This is a genomic window from Massilia atriviolacea, assembly GCF_003953935.1.
Classification (GTDB): Bacteria; Pseudomonadota; Gammaproteobacteria; order Burkholderiales; family Burkholderiaceae_D; genus Telluria_A; species Telluria_A atriviolacea.
Genome location: NZ_RXLQ01000006.1, coordinates 87,045 through 101,318 on the forward strand (window position 1 = coordinate 87,045; position 14,274 = coordinate 101,318).

Genomic DNA, 14,274 nt, shown 5'->3' on the forward strand with positions numbered 1-14,274 from the left:
CATGAAGGAACCATCCATGAACATGAACGACAACAATCACGGCCTGCTGACCATCGCGGGCAAGACCTACAATTCGCGCCTGCTGGTCGGCAGCGGCAAGTACCGCGACCTGGCGCAGACGCGCGAGGCGACCGATGCCGCGCAGGCGGAAATCATCACCGTGGCGATCCGCCGCGTGAACATCGGCCAGGACCGCAACGCGCCCAACCTGCTGGACGTGCTGCCGCCCGACCGGTACACCATCCTGCCCAACACGGCCGGCTGCTACAACGCCAGGGATGCGGTGTACACCCTGCAAATGGCGCGCGAACTGCTGGACGGGCGCAAGCTGGTCAAGCTCGAAGTGCTGGGCGACGAAAAGACCCTGTTCCCGCACATGCCCGAAACGCTGATCGCGGCCGAAGCGCTGGTCAAGGACGGCTTCGACGTCATGGTCTACTGCAGCGACGACCCGATCCAGGCGCGCCTGCTGGAAGACATCGGCTGCGTGGCGGTGATGCCGCTGGCCTCCCTGATCGGCTCCGGCATGGGCATCCTCAATCCCTGGAACCTGTCCCTGATCGTCGAGCAGGCCAGGGTGCCGGTGCTGGTCGACGCCGGCGTCGGCACCGCCTCGGATGCGGCGATCGCGATGGAACTCGGTTGCGACGGCGTGTTGATGAACAGCGCCATCGCCGGCGCGCGCGACCCGGTGCGCATGGCCGGCGCCATGCGCCTGGCGGTGCAGGCCGGGCGCGAAGCCTACCTGGCGGGGCGCATGCCCAAGCGCTTCGCCGCCGTGCCGTCCTCCCCCGTGACGGGCAAAGTCGCGTGACAGGGACAAGTGCGCCGATCCAGCCGACGGTGCTGGTGTTCGCCGGCCTCGATCCCTCGGGCGGGGCCGGCATCGCGGCCGACCTGACCGCGATCGCGGCCCAGGGCGTGCATGCGCTGCCGGTCGTCACCGCGCTGACGGTGCAGGACCAGAACCGCGTGTACGAGGTGGTTCCGGTCGATTGCGCCCTGCTGGCGCGCCAGGCGCAGGCGCTGATCGACAGCGTCAAGATCGGCGCCGTCAAACTCGGCATCCCCGGCAACCGCGCCAATGCCGAGGCGATTGCCGCGCTGATCGTGCAACTGCGCCGGCGTTATCCGCAACTGCCGGTGGTGCTCGACCCTGTGCTGGCCAGCGGCCATGGCGATGCGCTGGCGCGCGGCGACGCGCTGGCGGCCCTCCAACCCCTGCTGGCCGCAGCCACGCTGGTGCTGCCGAACCTGCGCGAAGCGCAAGCCCTCGGCCAGCTAGCCTGCCCGCACGTGCTGGTCACCGGCGGCCATGGCGAGGGCCCGGAGGTGGTCAACCGCTGGCGCAGCCCCGGGCACGGGCAGGAGTGGCGCTGGCCGCGCCTGGCCGGCCAATTCCATGGCAGCGGCTGCACCCTGGCGGCGGCGATTGCGGCCCGCCTGGCGCTGGGCGAATCGATGGCCGACGCCCTCGAACGCGGCCAGTCCTTTACCCATCAAACCCTGGCGCAATCGTTCGCGATCGGCGCCGGGCAACGCATTCCACAGCGCTTCCCTTCCTTACTATGACATCGACAGCCACACTCCCCATGCGCGGACTTTACCTGGTCACCCCCAACTGGGACGATACCGATCGCCTGCTCCATTGCACCCGCGCCGCCCTCGACGGCGGGGTGGCGCTGGTCCAGTACCGCCACAAGGACGCCAGCCCGGAACTGCGCCGCCAGCAGGGCGCGGCCTTGCTGGCCTTGTGCCGCCGCTACGGGCGTCCGCTGGTGATCAACGATCATCTGGACCTGTGCCTGACGCTGGGCGCCGACGGCGTGCACGTGGGCGGCACGGACGCTTGCGTGGCGCAGGTGCGGGCCGCCCTCGGACCGGACAAGATCGTCGGCGCGTCCTGCTACGGCGACCTGGCGCTGGCGCGCGCGGCCGAACGCGATGGCGCCACCTATGCGGCCTTCGGCGGCTTTTATCCCTCGCCGGTCAAGCGCTACAGCTTCACCACCGCGCCCGACATCCTGCTCGAAGCGCGCAGCCAGGTGCGGCTGCCGCTGGTGGTCATCGGCGGCATGACGCCCGACAACGCCGTGCCGCTGGTCGAGCGCGGCGCCGACATGGTGGCCGCGATTACGTCGGTCTATGCCAGCCCCGATCCGGCCGCCAGCGCGCGCCAGTTCGATGCCTTGTTCGGCGCGCATCGGAAATCGTACACGAACGCGTGCGCGAACGTGAACGGGGCCGTATAATCTTTTTACACTCGTTCACAGCGTAAAAGGACTTCCGTGCCAAATTCCGCCCCAGTCGCGAAACGCCGCATCCTCATCGTCGACGACGATCCGCTGCTCCTGCAGTTTCTCAATGAAGTCATCGGCCATGCCGGTTACGACACAGTGACCGCCTCGTCCGGCGAAGAAGCGCTGCAGCAGATCGCCGAGGGCGAACCGGACCTGGCCCTGCTCGACATCACCATGCCCGGCATGAGCGGGCTGGAACTGGCGCACCATCTGAAGACCCACACCACGGTGCCGTTCATGTTCCTGTCGGCAATTGGCGACAGCGAATCGAGCAAGCAGGCCGCCGCCTACGGCGCGCTCGGCTACCTGGTCAAGCCGGTCGACGCCGAGCGCCTGATGCCGGCCTTCGAAGCGGGCCTGGCGCGCGCCGACGACATCCGCCAGCTGCGCCGCACCGAACTGAACCTCAACGCGGCGCTGGCCGCCGGGCGCGAGACCAGCCTGGCCGTTGGCTTGCTGATGGGCAAATTCCAGACCGACCGCAACACCGCCTTCGAAGTGCTGCGCGACCATGCGCGGTCCAGCCGGCGCAAGATCAACGAAGTGGCTGATCAGCTGCTTGCTGCGGAAGAAACCTTGAACAGTTTGCATGCCGGTTTCGCACATCGTCTCAAAGCCAAGTGATTGCGCATGAAGGCGTTGCGCTTTGCGCACGCTTTCAGATAAAAATTTCTCGTGCACTATTCCCGTACGGAAAAACTTTGCTACACTAAACATCGTGAATGGCATTCGTTCACACCGTTTCTTGCGTGATGGAGCCCTGACCCGCTCGCGTCCGCCCATTTCAGCGCCGCCTTCCCCCTGCGGCCGATAGCATGTTTCGGCCCAGCTCCGCCGATTGTTCCCCCGCCGTTGCCGCACTGCCGCACTTGCGTGCCGCGCTGTCGGGATATCGATCGAACCGGTTCAGAAAGGAAGTCGTCATGAAAGCGACCGCACATTACAAGCTCTGTGTTTCCGCCGCTCCCGCCCAGATTGTCGCCAAAGAGCGCCGTACCCTGTTTTCCCACACGCCGAGGCGCTGGCCGGTCGGCGCGGCCTTCAGCGGTGGCGCCGCCGACGCCCCGCGCCTGACCGCGCCCATGATGGACGCGGCGCTGGTGCTGGCGACCCGCGCGCAGGCCGCCGAGGCGGGCCAGGGCGCCGGCGGCGCCCGCCCCACGCCGCGCGTGCTGCACATCGACAGCGACGAAAAGACCGCCCAGGTGCTCTCCACCCTCCTGATGCCCGAAGCGAACGTGACCCACGTGGCCACCATCGCCGAAGCGCGCCGCGTGCTCGCCAGCGAACTGTTTTCGCTGGTGGTGCTCGACCCCGGCCTGTCCGACGGCGACGGCCGCGCGCTCATGCCCGAGCTCCTGACCACGCCCCTGCTGGTGTATTCGGCGCGCATGCCCGACGCGCGCGACCCGGTGCGCGCCTTCCTGCCCAAGCCATGGACCTCGCCGCGCCAGCTGTGGAGCACCATTTCGTCCATGCTCGGCATCGCCCAGTGCATGACGGCGGGGGACTAGCCGTGGACGCCAACCTCAACCACGGCCTGAAGTCGATCCTGTACGTCGAGGACGACCTGCATGTGCGCACCACGGCCAAGCTGGTGCTGGAAGTGATCGGCAAGTTCGAGGTGCGCGACTGCGGTTCGGGGCGCGAAGCGCTGCTGGCCGCGATGCATTTCAAGCCCGACCTGATTTTGCTGGACGTGATGATGCCCGAACTGGACGGCCTCGCGACCCTCTCCATGCTGCGCCGCATGCCGCACCTGGCCGACACGCCGGCCCTGTTCGTGACCGGCCTGACGGCGCAGGCGGACATCGCGCGCTATGCCGAAGCGGGCGCCATCGGCGTCATTCCCAAGCCCCTGATGCCGCTGCGCCTGACCGGGCAGCTGCATACCCTGTGGGAGCAGCGCGCGCCTGCCGTCGCCTGACGCGGAATAGGCAAGCTTGTTCCCGGCTTGATATGATGGCGGCACTGCGCCCTTGCGGCGCAATCCGATCATCTGAGGGACAGGAGCAACATGAAAACCAAGGCAGCGATTGCATGGAAAGCGGGCCAGCCGCTGACGATTGAAGAAGTCGACCTGGCAGGCCCGCGCGAAGGCGAGGTACTGGTGGAAATCAAGGCCACCGGCATCTGCCACACCGACTACTACACCCTCTCCGGCGCCGATCCGGAAGGGATTTTTCCTTCCATCCTCGGGCACGAAGGCGCCGGCGTGGTGGTCGATGTGGGCCCGGGCGTGAAAAGCCTGCGCAAGGACGATCACGTCATCCCGCTGTACACCCCCGAATGCCGCCAGTGCAAATTCTGCCTGTCGCAAAAAACCAATCTGTGCCAGTCGATCCGCTCGACCCAGGGCCGTGGCCTGATGCCCGACGCCACCAGCCGCTTCTCGATCGACGGCAAGCCGATTTACCACTACATGGGCACATCGACCTTCTCGAACTACATCGTGGTGCCCGAGATCGCGCTGGCCAAGGTGCGTTCGGACGCGCCGTTCGACAAGATCTGCTACATCGGCTGCGGTGTGACCACCGGCGTGGGCGCGGTGCTGTTTACCGCCAAGGTGGAAGCGGGCGCGAATGTGGTGGTGTTCGGCCTGGGCGGCATCGGCCTGAACGTGATCCAGGCGGCGAAAATGGTCGGCGCCGACAAGATCATCGGCGTGGACCTGAACCCCGAGCGCGAAGCGATGGCGCGCAAGTTCGGCATGACCCATTTCATCAACCCGTCCAAGGTCGAGAACGTGGTCGACACCATCATCGAATTGACCGACGGCGGCTCCGACTACAGCTTCGAATGCATCGGCAACGTGACCACCATGCGCCAGTCGCTCGAATCGTCGCACAAGGGCTGGGGCCAGTCGATCATCATCGGCGTGGCGGCGGCGGGGCAGGAGATTTCGACCCGGCCGTTCCAGCTGGTCACGGGCCGCGTCTGGAAAGGGTCGGCCTTCGGCGGCGCGCGCGGACGCACCGACGTGCCGAAGATCGTCGACTGGTACATGGAAGGCAAGCTCAATATCGACGACCTGATCACCCACCGCCTGCCGCTCGAACGCATCAACGAAGGCTTCGACCTGATGAAGAGCGGCGAGTCGATCCGCTCGGTCGTGCTGTACTGAGCCGAACCGGCCGCGCCGCTGGCCGTCGATCAGCCATTGAATCTGGCGGCCAGGCGCGGTAGCCTGGCGTCGACGGCGTCTTCGTCCCAGCTCTCGCCGTGCGGGCCATCCTGGAACGCAAACAGATGGCGCGGGAATGCGTCGCCCGGGCGGCCGGTTTTTTCTTCCCATACCTGGCTGGGCAGGTACAGGATGCCCTCGACCTGGCATTCGCCGTCGGCTTCGCCGACCACATCGGCCAGGCTGTCGGCATCGCGCAGCGCCGCTTCGAACACCTGTTCGCCTTTGCCGATCAGCCAAGCCGTGAAATCCATGAAGCCATCATCCGAGCAACCGCCGCCGATGATATAGGCCGCCGCCCACAGATCCCAATGGTAGGCGCGATTGACCTGCTCGACCATCAGGCGGTCGAACGCCACGATCTGGTCCGGGTCGAGTTCCGCCAGCATGGCGCCGAGCGTGTCGATCTGTGCGTCAGGATCGTTGTCGGCAGCCAGGCGCGATGCGTCGATCAGTTTCCAGAATTCCTTCTTTTCCATGTTGTCTCCCAAGTGAAATGTATGCCACTCGGCATTCTATCGGACCTGCCAGCGTCCTTGGAAAGGAGTCGGAATTGGGCCCGCTCGGGCGCAATGCCCGGTTTGGGCGCGATCAACAGCCGCGCTTGTACGCAGACCTATATTGAACTTCCCGGGGTGTCGTTAGTCCGTATCCAAACAGCAAGAGCACCCCCTGTTGCAGTGCGTCGTTTTGTGGAGGTTTCAAATGGATCCCAAAGTATTCCAGAGCCTGGTCGAGAAGGCCCAAGCCGATCCCGCCTTTTTCCATCAGTTGATTTTTACCCCGGAAACCGTCATCGCCCAGGTGAGCGACCTTGACCGCCAGGCCAAGGGTTCGCTGGTGGGCCTGGACCCGGCAGCCCTGATCGCCACTGCCGTGGGCATCTTGCAGCGCTGCGGCAATACCTGTTCCAGCAGCTGCGACAACACCTGCGGCGGCAGCTGCGGCTACACCACCAACCTGACCGCCGAAGTGGCGGTGTCCACGCCCGCCGTCACCTATTTCTCGCGCCTGAACAGCGCCTTGCAACGCTGCGGCAACACCTGCTCGAGCAGCTGCGACAACACCTGCGGCGAAAGCTGCGGCTACACCACCAACTTCACCGACATGGGCCCCGTGATCGCCAATCCGGCCGCCTGGAACCGCTAAGCGGCGCTGCGACGCGCCAGGCAGCGGCGGCGCGTCGTTTTCGGCCTTGCCGCTGTCGACAAAGGAGTCCGCCATGGACCGAACGACTTTCGCCCGCCTGGTCGCCGACCTGCGCGGCAATGCGCAACTGTTTCACACCTTCCTGGCCGATCCGGCCGCCGCGCTGGCCACGCTGGCCTACCTCGACGAGGCGACGCGGCGCACCATGCGCGCCATCGATCCGCAGACCTTCCTCGCCGACGCCGCCGCGCTGTTGGGGCGCGAGCGCGCGCTGCGGGCCTGCGGCCCCGAATACACCTGTTCCTGCACCTCCTACACCTGCGCCGGCGTCACCTGCGGCGGCTCGACCTGCGACGTCACCTGCACCGAGTTCAGTTGCGGTAATACCTGCGGCGACAGCTGCGGCTTCACCACCAATATCGGATCGCGCTTCTTCACCTGGAAACGAGCCACCCCATGAACCCATCCCCCGAGAGCGCACTTCCCGCTACGTCCTATCACGATCGTCTGCAGCGCCTCGGCCTGGCGCCTGAGAGCAGCGGCGTGTGGCTCAAGGTCGGCCGCACCGGCAGCGTGCAAGGCTGGAAGCTGCACGTCTCGAGCGTGCCGGCCGAAGCGCACGCCCTGCTCGACGCCATCGTTCCCGTCCTGCGCGCCGCCAAGGTCCCCTTCAAGATCGCCAGGGACGCCACCATCCTCGGGCTGCTCAACGAAGGCAACCTGGGCGCCACCCAGGTCGGCAAATTCTGCACCATCTACCCGCCCGACGACAGCGCCGCCAGGGCGCTCGCCGCGCAGCTGGTGCAAGCCACGCAGGGCTTCAACGGCCCGGCGATCACGTCCGACATGGCGCTCGGCCAGCTGGTGTATGCGCGCTACGGCGGCTTTAACACGATCGTCGAGCGCGACCTGCTCGGCCAGCACCACCTGTACATCCGCGACGGCGCCGGCCAGCTGGTCGCCGACGCCTACACCCAGCCCTTCGTGGCGCCGTCCTTCGCCGCCTGCCCGTTCGACAGCGCGCCAGCGCCAGCGCCCAGGACCGGCGGCCCCGCCACCTTCGGTCCCGGCTACGTGCTGGTCGACGTCATCAGGCATCACGCCAAAGGCAATGTGTACCTGGCGATCCTGGCGCGCTCGCAGGACAGCGTGGCCGCGCGGGTCATCAAGGAAGGGCGCAAGCACTGCCTGTCCGACATCCACGGGCGCGACATCCGGGTGCGCCTGCAGCGCCAGGGCGCGCTCCATGCGCAGCTGGCCTCGGTGGCGCCGGTGCCCGCTTGCGATCCGTACTTCGAAGTCGACGGCGACGGCTACCTGCCGATGGCCTACCTGGCCGGCGCCGACCTGGAAAGCGTGGTGCAGGCGACCCTGCAACGCGGCCCCTGGAGCGCGGCCGCCCGCGCCGGCCAGCTGCGCCTGCTGGACGCCCTGCGCCAGCTGGTCGACGCCGTCCAGCGCCTGCACGGCGCCGGTGTCGTGCACCGCGACCTGAGCGTATCGAACGTCTGGCTGGGAGACGACGGCCGGACCTGGCTGCTCGACCTCGAAATCGCCCAGCACGTGGGCGACCCCGGTCCCGTGTTCGGCAAGGGCACGCCGGGCTTCATGGCGCCGGAACAGGAAGCCGGCGCCGCGCCCACCTTCGCCCAGGACATCCATGCGGTGGCGGCGCTGATCCTGTTCGCGCTGACCGGCCTCGATCCGCGCCGCACCCTGTTCGCGCGCGGCGAGTCGCGCGTGCGCAATGTGCGCCATCTGGCCGCCTCGGCGCCCGAGGCCCTGCTCGAGCTGGTGCTGGCCGGGGTCGACGACGATCCGCTGGCGCGGCCCACGCTGGAGGCCATCGGGCGCCAGCTGGCGGAGTACGCAGCGAGCCTGCGCGCCGGGGCGGCGCCTGTGGCGAGTGCGGCGCCGGCGCAGGACATCGATGTTGCCGCCTGCGCCCACGGCGCGGGACTCGGCCTGCTGCGCCACACCTTCCGCGATCCGCAATCGGGGCTGTGGCTGTCGGCCGCCGTGTCGCATGCGGGGGGCGGGCAGGAGCAAGCCTCTTCGTACGAACTGCGGCGCGGCGCCAATCGCGGCGTGGCGGGCGTGGTGTATGCGCTGGCGCGCCTGGCGCGCGCCGGTATCGCCATCGACGCTGCCGCGCCGGCGGTGAACCGGGCCGTGGACTGGCTGCTGTCGGACGCCGTCACGCCCGACCACGGCATGCCCGGCCTGCACTTCGGCGACGCCGGCGTGGCGGTCGGCATCGCCGAAGCCGTGCAGGCCGGACTGGTGCCGGCCACGCCGCGCATCGCCGGCTTCATGGCGCGCGTGTCCGGCGCGCCGATCGCCTGGCCCGATCTCACGCACGGCGCGGCGGGGCAGGGCCTGGCCGCCTTGATGTGCGCCGCCAGTCTGGGCACGGATGCGCCGCTGGCCATGGCGCAGCGCTGCGCGCGCTACCTGGTTGACACCCAGGCGGCGGACGGCTCCTGGGTCATGCCCGAGGGCGTGCCCGGCATGTCGGGCGAGACCCTGAGCGGCTTTGCCCACGGCGTGGCCGGCATGGTGTTCTTCCTCCTGGAGCATGGCGCCCGCTGCGGCGACGACAACAGCCGCGCCAGCGCCGCGCGCGGCCTGCGCTGGCTGGAAGAGCATGCGCTGGCGGCCGATGCCACGGCGGCGGTCGAATGGCGCTACAGCGACCGCCAGGGCGCCGTGTGGCACTGGTGGTGCCACGGCGCGCCCGGCATCGCGCTGACCTTCCTGCGCGCCTGGCGCCATACGCAGGACCCGGCAATGGCGCTGCTGGCGCGGCGCGCGCTGGACGCCATCGATCCCCATCTGCGCGCGCCCAACCTGACCGTCTGCCATGGGCTTGCGGGAATCGGCGAGATCTTGCTGGAGGCGGCGCAAACGCTGGGCGAACCGGCCTGGCGCGACAAGGCGGCCACGCTCGCTTGCACCATCGTGCATCTGGGGCACCGCTGCGCCGACGGCAGCCTGGTATGGCTGGCGGAAGACCCGGTCGCGCCGACCGCCGACCTGATGGTCGGGATGGGCGGCATCGCCCACTTCCTGGCGCGCCTGGGCGAGGGCGGCGGGGGCCTGGGCTTTCCGCTGCTGCCCTAGCCGTTCGCGCGCCGGCGCGGCCAGCGCCGGCGTGCGCCGCTGCGCGCGCCAGGCGCGCATTCGCGCCACCTGTTCCCCAAAATCGACCGCCCATCGCCCGCCGCTGGAGCAGGCTCCCCCATCTGTCTACAGTCATGCTCACCCAGGCCGCGCCAGCGGCTGCCGGGAAGTAGAAAAATAGTTCTAGACAAAATTATCTAGATATTTTATTCTACATTCACCCTATGACGGAGAGACCATGCAAGCAGGAAACCACCCATGAACGACATGCTCGCCGTCATCGTCCCCAGCCTGGGCTGGGCGCTGCTCGATTTTGTCTGGCAGGGCGCGCTGATCGGCTGCCTGGCCGCGATCGCCATGGGATTGCTGCGCGCTGCGCGGCCCCAGGTGCGCTACGCCGTCGCTTGCGGCGCGCTGCTGTTGTGCGCCGCCTTGCCGCTGGCCGGGACCGTGCAGCGCGTGCTCGCAGCGCAGGCGGCGTCGACCACGATGCTGCCCTTGCGCGCGATCGCCCTGCCGGGCGGCGCCGGGGACGCGCCGGCACTGGCCGTGCAGCTCGCCACCTGGGAGCCGGTGCTGCAACAGCGCCTGCCGCTGCTGATGCTGTTCTGGAGCTGCGGCGCCGGCCTGCTGGCGCTGCGCCTGATGCTCGGCCTGGCCTGGGTGCGGCGCCGCAGCCAGCCGGGCCGCTATGTGCGGCACTCCGCCTGGCAGGCGCGCGTGGACCGGCTGGCGCTGCGCTTCGGCGTGGCCCGCCGTGTCGCGCTGGGGCTGGTGGACGACTTGCCCAGCCCGGTCACGGCCGGCTGGTGGCGTCCGCTGATCCTGGTGCCGGCCTCGCTGGCGACCGGCATGCCGCCCGATTTGCTGGAAGCGCTGCTGGCGCACGAAATGGCGCACATCAAGCGCTGCGATTACCTGGTCAACCTGATACAAAGCGCGATCGACATCGTGTTGTTCTATCACCCGGCGGTGTGGTGGCTGTCGCACCGGGTGCGGATCGAACGCGAACAGATTGCGGATGATCTAGCAGCAAGCATGCTCGGCGAACCGCGGCGTCTGGCGCTTGCATTATCCGAACTGGACCGGTTCCAGTTCTCCACACCTCAACTCGCCCACGGGGCTCACGGAGGAAATCTTATGTCCCGCATCAAACGCCTGGTCCGCCCGGATACCGAACCACTGAACTGGAAGATGGCATTGCCGATCCTCGGCTTGTCGGCCGCCTGCGCCGCCTTCTACGCCAACGCCCAGACAGTCCCTTTAGCGCCCGCCAAGGCGGTGCGCGCCGACAGCCCGGCGGCGGTACCGCCTGCGCCGCCCGCACCGCCGGCGCCGCCCGCACCGCCGGCGCCGCCCGCCTTGCGCGTTGCCGCAGCCGCTCCCGCCGCGCCACCGGCGCCGCCCGCTCCCCCCGCGCCGCCCGCGCCGCCGCCTCTTCCGGTGAGCATCAGCAAAGGCCCCGGCGAGATGGCGTATGCGCTGGTGCAGGGCCGCGAACGCAAGGGCATGCTCAGCGGCGACAGCCGCGACTTCGACGAGATCGCCGCCGCCAAGCACACGGTCGACGGCGATTTCCTGTGGTTCCGCCAGGGCGGCAAGGCCTACCTTGTGCAGGACCCGGCCCTGATCGCGAAAGCGACCGAAGCCTACGCGCCGCTCAAGCGCCTCGGCGAGCAGATGGACGTGCATGGCAAGGAGATGGAAAAGCACGGCAAGGTGGTCGAGCAGCTGGGCCGCGAGATGGAGCGCAAGGCCGGCGCCAGCCAGCCCGGACACGCCGAAACGAAGCGCATTTCCGGCCTGGTCGCCGCGCTGGCGCAGCAGCAGGGGCGCCTGCAGCGCGAGATCGTGCAGCTGGAGCGCCAGATCGACGACGCCGGCGGCCCTGCGCGTGCGCAGTTGTCGGCCAAGCGCGACCAGCTCAACGTGAAACTGAGCGACATCGAACGCCAGCTCGACGTGCAGCACGCGCATCTCGAACGCCAGCATGGCGCGATGGAACATGCGCGCGCGCCGATGGAGGCGATCAGCGAGCGGATGAAGGAAGCCGGCAAGCCGATGGACGCGCTGGGCAAGAAAATGAACGTGCTGGGACGCGAGATGGACCAGCAAGGCAAGGTGGTCGAGCGGGTGATGCGCGACGTCCTGCGCGACGCCGTCGCGCGCGGCCTGGCGCGGCCGGTGCCGGGCCAGCGCGCCGGCTGATGCTGTTTACGTTAACTTAATTGCATGTCGATTGTGCAATGATTTAGAATCGTGCTTCCGGCCGGTGCCGGAAGCGTTACCACTATCGACACTCTGTTAAGGAAACCATGAACCAAGCGCTACGCGCGGCCTGCGCCGCGGCTGCCATGCTGTGCACCGCCCAATCGCACGCCGCTGCGGTCGACATCAAGGGCCGCTGGGTCATCGACCTGCCGCCCATGATCGAGCAGGCCAGGGCCATGAAAGGCGGCGACAGGGAAATCGCCCAGCTCGAACGCACCTTCAAGGATGGGGTGATGGCGATCGACGCCGCAACCCTCAAGCTGTCGGTCGGCGGCATCAAGGGCGAGCCGCTCAGCTATCCCTACAAGCTGGTCGCCGCCGATCCCAGGAAACCCCACTGCGTCAACCTGTCGGTGGCAGCCTTGCCGAAGCCGCTGTCGCTGTGCATCGACGATGGCGTGCTGTCGGTCAACGATCCGACCAGCGCCCTGGTCTCAAAGTACCGTCGCGAGTAATCCGGCAAGCCCGATCGAGAAGGGCTTGACCTTTGCGATTACGCGTGTAATCATTCGCCATCGATTACACGCGTAATTAATAAGGGAGTGGTGCATGGAACAACAAGCGGCAGGGATCAGCGACGCCGAGTCGAAGGTCATGGAAGTACTGTGGCAGGGCAGTGGGGCGATGCCGGCCGACGACATCGTGGCAGCGCTCGTGAGTGGCCATGAGTGGCAGGAAGCGACCATCAAGTCGCTGCTCAACCGGCTGCTCAACAAGGGTGCGATCAGCGCGCGGAAAGAAGGCCGCCGCTATCTGTACACGGCCGTGCTCAAGCGCGAGCAGTGGCTCACCAGCGAAAGCAAGGGCATGCTCGACCGCCTGTTCGGCGGGCGCATCGCGCCGCTGGTGGCGCATTTCGGCAAGCACCGCAAACTGAGCAAGACCGACATCGCCGAACTCAAACGCCTGATTGGAGAGCTCGACGATGATGCATAGCCTGCCCGCACTGCTGCTGCGCCTGACCGTTGCCGCCAGTGTGGCGCTTGCCGTCGTGCTGCTGGTGCGGCGCCCGCTGCGCCAGCGCGTCGACGCCGGCCTGGCTTACCAGGCCTGGCTGATCGTCCCGCTGGCGCTGGCCGCCGCCGCCGCGCAGCCGCTGTTTGCCGCGCCGCTGAAGGCCATGGTGCTGCTGCCGGCGCTGGGCCGCGCGCCCGCCGCGCAAGGCGCCGTCACCGCCACGGCCGCCGCCCGGGATGCAGGCGGCGCGCTGCTGCTGGCCTGGGCCTGCGGTGCGCTGGCGACACTGATCCTGTTCTGCCTGAGCCATCGCGCCTTCGTACGCAGCCTGGGCACATTGACAATGCGCGGCGGCCTCGCCTACGCCGAGCATGCCGGCAGCGGCCCGGCCCTGCTCGGCCTGTGGCGCCCGCGGATCGTCGTGCCGCCCGATTTCGACCAGCGCTACAGCGCCGCCGAACAGGCGCTGATCGTCGCCCACGAACAGGTCCACGCGCAGCGCGCCGATGCGGTTGCCAATATCTTGCTGGCACTGATGCAGTGCGTGTTCTGGTTCAATCCCCTCGTGCACCTGGCCGCGCCGCGCTTTCGCTTCGACCAGGAGCTGGCCTGCGACGCGGAGGTAATGCGGCGCCATCCGGCGCAGCGCCGCAGCTATGCCGGCGCGATGATGAAAACCCAGGCCGGCGTGAGCCTCACGCCGTCCGTCTGCCACTGGCAATCCTGCCACCCACTCAAGGAGCGCATCATGCATCTGCAACAAACCCCGTCATCCCCGTCGCGCCGCCGCACCGGCCGCATTCTGGTGCTGGCTCTGGCCGCCGCCACCGGCTTCGCCGCCCTGGCGGCGCGCGCCCAGGCCGACGCCGTGCCTACCGCTGTGCCTACCGCCGTGCCTACCGCTGTGCCTGCCACCACCTACGCCGTCGCCATGCGCATCGATATGGGGACGGGCAAGGCGCCGCACACGATGCAGGTGCGCACGCCGGGGAATTTTTCGGTCAGGGTGGGCGAGGGCGACAGCGTCTGGAGCGGCGAATTCACGATGACGCCGGCCGGTCCCGAACAACTGTTCGTGCGCAGTAAAATCAGCCAGAACGGCAAGCTGGTTGGCGAGCCCGGCATCCTGACGCGCCTGGGCGCCGGCAGCGGCATCAAGATTGCCGGGACCAGCGGCGCGCCCGGTCTGGCGCTTGAGTTGACAGTGACGCAAGAGAACAAGACCGCCCCGGACGCCTGACAGGCCCGTTCGCCAGCGAAAGCGCCGCCGTCCGATGGCGGCGCGCCGGT

15 protein-coding genes are annotated in these 14,274 nt (G+C 68.2%); 14 read left to right on the plus strand and 1 reads right to left on the minus strand.

All coding sequences use genetic code 11. The annotated features are described in order from the left end of the window. Window positions 1-16: 16 nt before the first annotated feature. From EJB06_RS12685 to EJB06_RS12715, 7 genes are all read left to right on the plus strand, one after another. Window positions 17-814 (plus strand): thiazole synthase, encoded by a 798-nt coding sequence (locus EJB06_RS12685; RefSeq protein ID WP_126074395.1) that lies wholly within the window; start codon window positions 17-19, stop codon window positions 812-814. Then, on the plus strand, window positions 811-1,572 hold the full coding sequence (thiD, locus tag EJB06_RS12690; RefSeq protein WP_229427056.1) for a bifunctional hydroxymethylpyrimidine kinase/phosphomethylpyrimidine kinase: 762 nt from the start codon (window positions 811-813) through the stop codon (window positions 1,570-1,572). Before EJB06_RS12685 ends, thiD begins: the two co-directional genes overlap by 4 nt. 20 nt (window positions 1,573-1,592) lie before the next feature. Further along, the gene (gene thiE, locus EJB06_RS12695; RefSeq protein ID WP_126074396.1) at window positions 1,593-2,252 is read left to right on the plus strand and encodes a thiamine phosphate synthase; all 660 of its coding nucleotides are present in this window, start codon (window positions 1,593-1,595) and stop codon (window positions 2,250-2,252) included. 36 nt (window positions 2,253-2,288) lie between these two features. Then, window positions 2,289-2,924 carry an ANTAR domain-containing response regulator gene (locus EJB06_RS12700; protein ID WP_126074397.1) on the plus strand — a complete coding sequence of 212 codons (636 nt, stop codon included), beginning with the start codon at window positions 2,289-2,291 and terminating at the stop codon, window positions 2,922-2,924. 299 nt (window positions 2,925-3,223) lie between these two features. Next, on the plus strand, window positions 3,224-3,814 hold the full coding sequence (locus EJB06_RS12705) for a DNA-binding transcriptional response regulator (RefSeq protein ID WP_126074398.1): 591 nt from the start codon (window positions 3,224-3,226) through the stop codon (window positions 3,812-3,814). Window positions 3,815-3,816: 2 nt separating this feature from the next. Continuing rightward, on the plus strand, window positions 3,817-4,227 hold the full coding sequence (locus tag EJB06_RS12710; protein ID WP_198420823.1) for a response regulator: 411 nt from the start codon (window positions 3,817-3,819) through the stop codon (window positions 4,225-4,227). A gap of 90 nt (window positions 4,228-4,317) precedes the next feature. Next, window positions 4,318-5,424: an S-(hydroxymethyl)glutathione dehydrogenase/class III alcohol dehydrogenase gene (locus tag EJB06_RS12715; RefSeq protein ID WP_126074400.1), complete on the plus strand. Its 1,107-nt coding sequence runs from the start codon at window positions 4,318-4,320 to the stop codon at window positions 5,422-5,424. Between the two features lie 29 nt (window positions 5,425-5,453). Here EJB06_RS12715 and EJB06_RS12720 read toward each other — a convergent pair whose 3' ends face one another. Further along, window positions 5,454-5,963, minus strand: a complete 510-nt coding sequence (locus EJB06_RS12720; RefSeq protein WP_126074401.1) for a DUF4240 domain-containing protein — start codon at window positions 5,961-5,963, stop codon at window positions 5,454-5,456. A gap of 226 nt (window positions 5,964-6,189) precedes the next feature. Here EJB06_RS12720 and EJB06_RS12725 point away from each other — a divergent pair, with 226 nt between their 5' ends. The 7 genes from EJB06_RS12725 (at window position 6,190) to EJB06_RS12755 (ending at window position 14,224) form a co-directional block, all read left to right on the plus strand. Then, window positions 6,190-6,633 carry a hypothetical protein gene (locus tag EJB06_RS12725; protein WP_126074402.1) on the plus strand — a complete coding sequence of 148 codons (444 nt, stop codon included), beginning with the start codon at window positions 6,190-6,192 and terminating at the stop codon, window positions 6,631-6,633. A 73-nt stretch (window positions 6,634-6,706) separates the two neighbouring features. Then, the gene (locus EJB06_RS12730) at window positions 6,707-7,093 is read left to right on the plus strand and encodes a hypothetical protein (protein ID WP_126074403.1); all 387 of its coding nucleotides are present in this window, start codon (window positions 6,707-6,709) and stop codon (window positions 7,091-7,093) included. Continuing rightward, window positions 7,090-9,756: a class III lanthionine synthetase LanKC N-terminal domain-containing protein gene (locus tag EJB06_RS12735; protein WP_126074404.1), complete on the plus strand. Its 2,667-nt coding sequence runs from the start codon at window positions 7,090-7,092 to the stop codon at window positions 9,754-9,756. The genes EJB06_RS12730 and EJB06_RS12735 overlap by 4 nt, the downstream gene beginning before the upstream one ends. Window positions 9,757-10,014: 258 nt before the next feature. After that, window positions 10,015-11,964 carry a M56 family metallopeptidase gene (locus EJB06_RS12740; protein WP_126074405.1) on the plus strand — a complete coding sequence of 650 codons (1,950 nt, stop codon included), beginning with the start codon at window positions 10,015-10,017 and terminating at the stop codon, window positions 11,962-11,964. Window positions 11,965-12,071: 107 nt separating this feature from the next. Continuing rightward, entirely contained in the window at window positions 12,072-12,482 is a 411-nt protein-coding gene (locus tag EJB06_RS12745; protein ID WP_126074406.1) for a hypothetical protein, read from the plus strand. A gap of 94 nt (window positions 12,483-12,576) precedes the next feature. Then, a complete protein-coding gene (locus EJB06_RS12750; protein WP_126074407.1) occupies window positions 12,577-12,963 on the plus strand; it encodes a BlaI/MecI/CopY family transcriptional regulator in 387 nt (128 codons plus the stop codon). Continuing rightward, the gene (locus EJB06_RS12755) at window positions 12,953-14,224 is read left to right on the plus strand and encodes a M56 family metallopeptidase (protein WP_126074408.1); all 1,272 of its coding nucleotides are present in this window, start codon (window positions 12,953-12,955) and stop codon (window positions 14,222-14,224) included. The genes EJB06_RS12750 and EJB06_RS12755 overlap by 11 nt, the downstream gene beginning before the upstream one ends. Window positions 14,225-14,274: the final 50 nt, after the last annotated feature.

Bases quoted from the DNA above. Each gene is read 5' to 3' on its own strand.
- EJB06_RS12685 (WP_126074395.1), top strand. From the start codon at position 17: ATGAACATGAACGACAACAATCACGGCCTGCTGACCATCGCGGGCAAG.
- thiE (WP_126074396.1), top strand. From the start codon at position 1,593: ATGCGCGGACTTTACCTGGTCACCCCCAACTGGGACGATACCGATCGC.
- EJB06_RS12705 (WP_126074398.1), top strand. From the start codon at position 3,224: ATGAAAGCGACCGCACATTACAAGCTCTGTGTTTCCGCCGCTCCCGCC.
- EJB06_RS12715 (WP_126074400.1), top strand. From the start codon at position 4,318: ATGAAAACCAAGGCAGCGATTGCATGGAAAGCGGGCCAGCCGCTGACG.
- EJB06_RS12720 (WP_126074401.1), bottom strand. From the start codon at position 5,963: ATGGAAAAGAAGGAATTCTGGAAACTGATCGACGCATCGCGCCTGGCT.
- EJB06_RS12725 (WP_126074402.1), top strand. From the start codon at position 6,190: ATGGATCCCAAAGTATTCCAGAGCCTGGTCGAGAAGGCCCAAGCCGAT.
- EJB06_RS12730 (WP_126074403.1), top strand. From the start codon at position 6,707: ATGGACCGAACGACTTTCGCCCGCCTGGTCGCCGACCTGCGCGGCAAT.
- EJB06_RS12735 (WP_126074404.1), top strand. From the start codon at position 7,090: ATGAACCCATCCCCCGAGAGCGCACTTCCCGCTACGTCCTATCACGAT.
- EJB06_RS12740 (WP_126074405.1), top strand. From the start codon at position 10,015: ATGAACGACATGCTCGCCGTCATCGTCCCCAGCCTGGGCTGGGCGCTG.
- EJB06_RS12745 (WP_126074406.1), top strand. From the start codon at position 12,072: ATGAACCAAGCGCTACGCGCGGCCTGCGCCGCGGCTGCCATGCTGTGC.
- EJB06_RS12750 (WP_126074407.1), top strand. From the start codon at position 12,577: ATGGAACAACAAGCGGCAGGGATCAGCGACGCCGAGTCGAAGGTCATG.
- EJB06_RS12755 (WP_126074408.1), top strand. From the start codon at position 12,953: ATGATGCATAGCCTGCCCGCACTGCTGCTGCGCCTGACCGTTGCCGCC.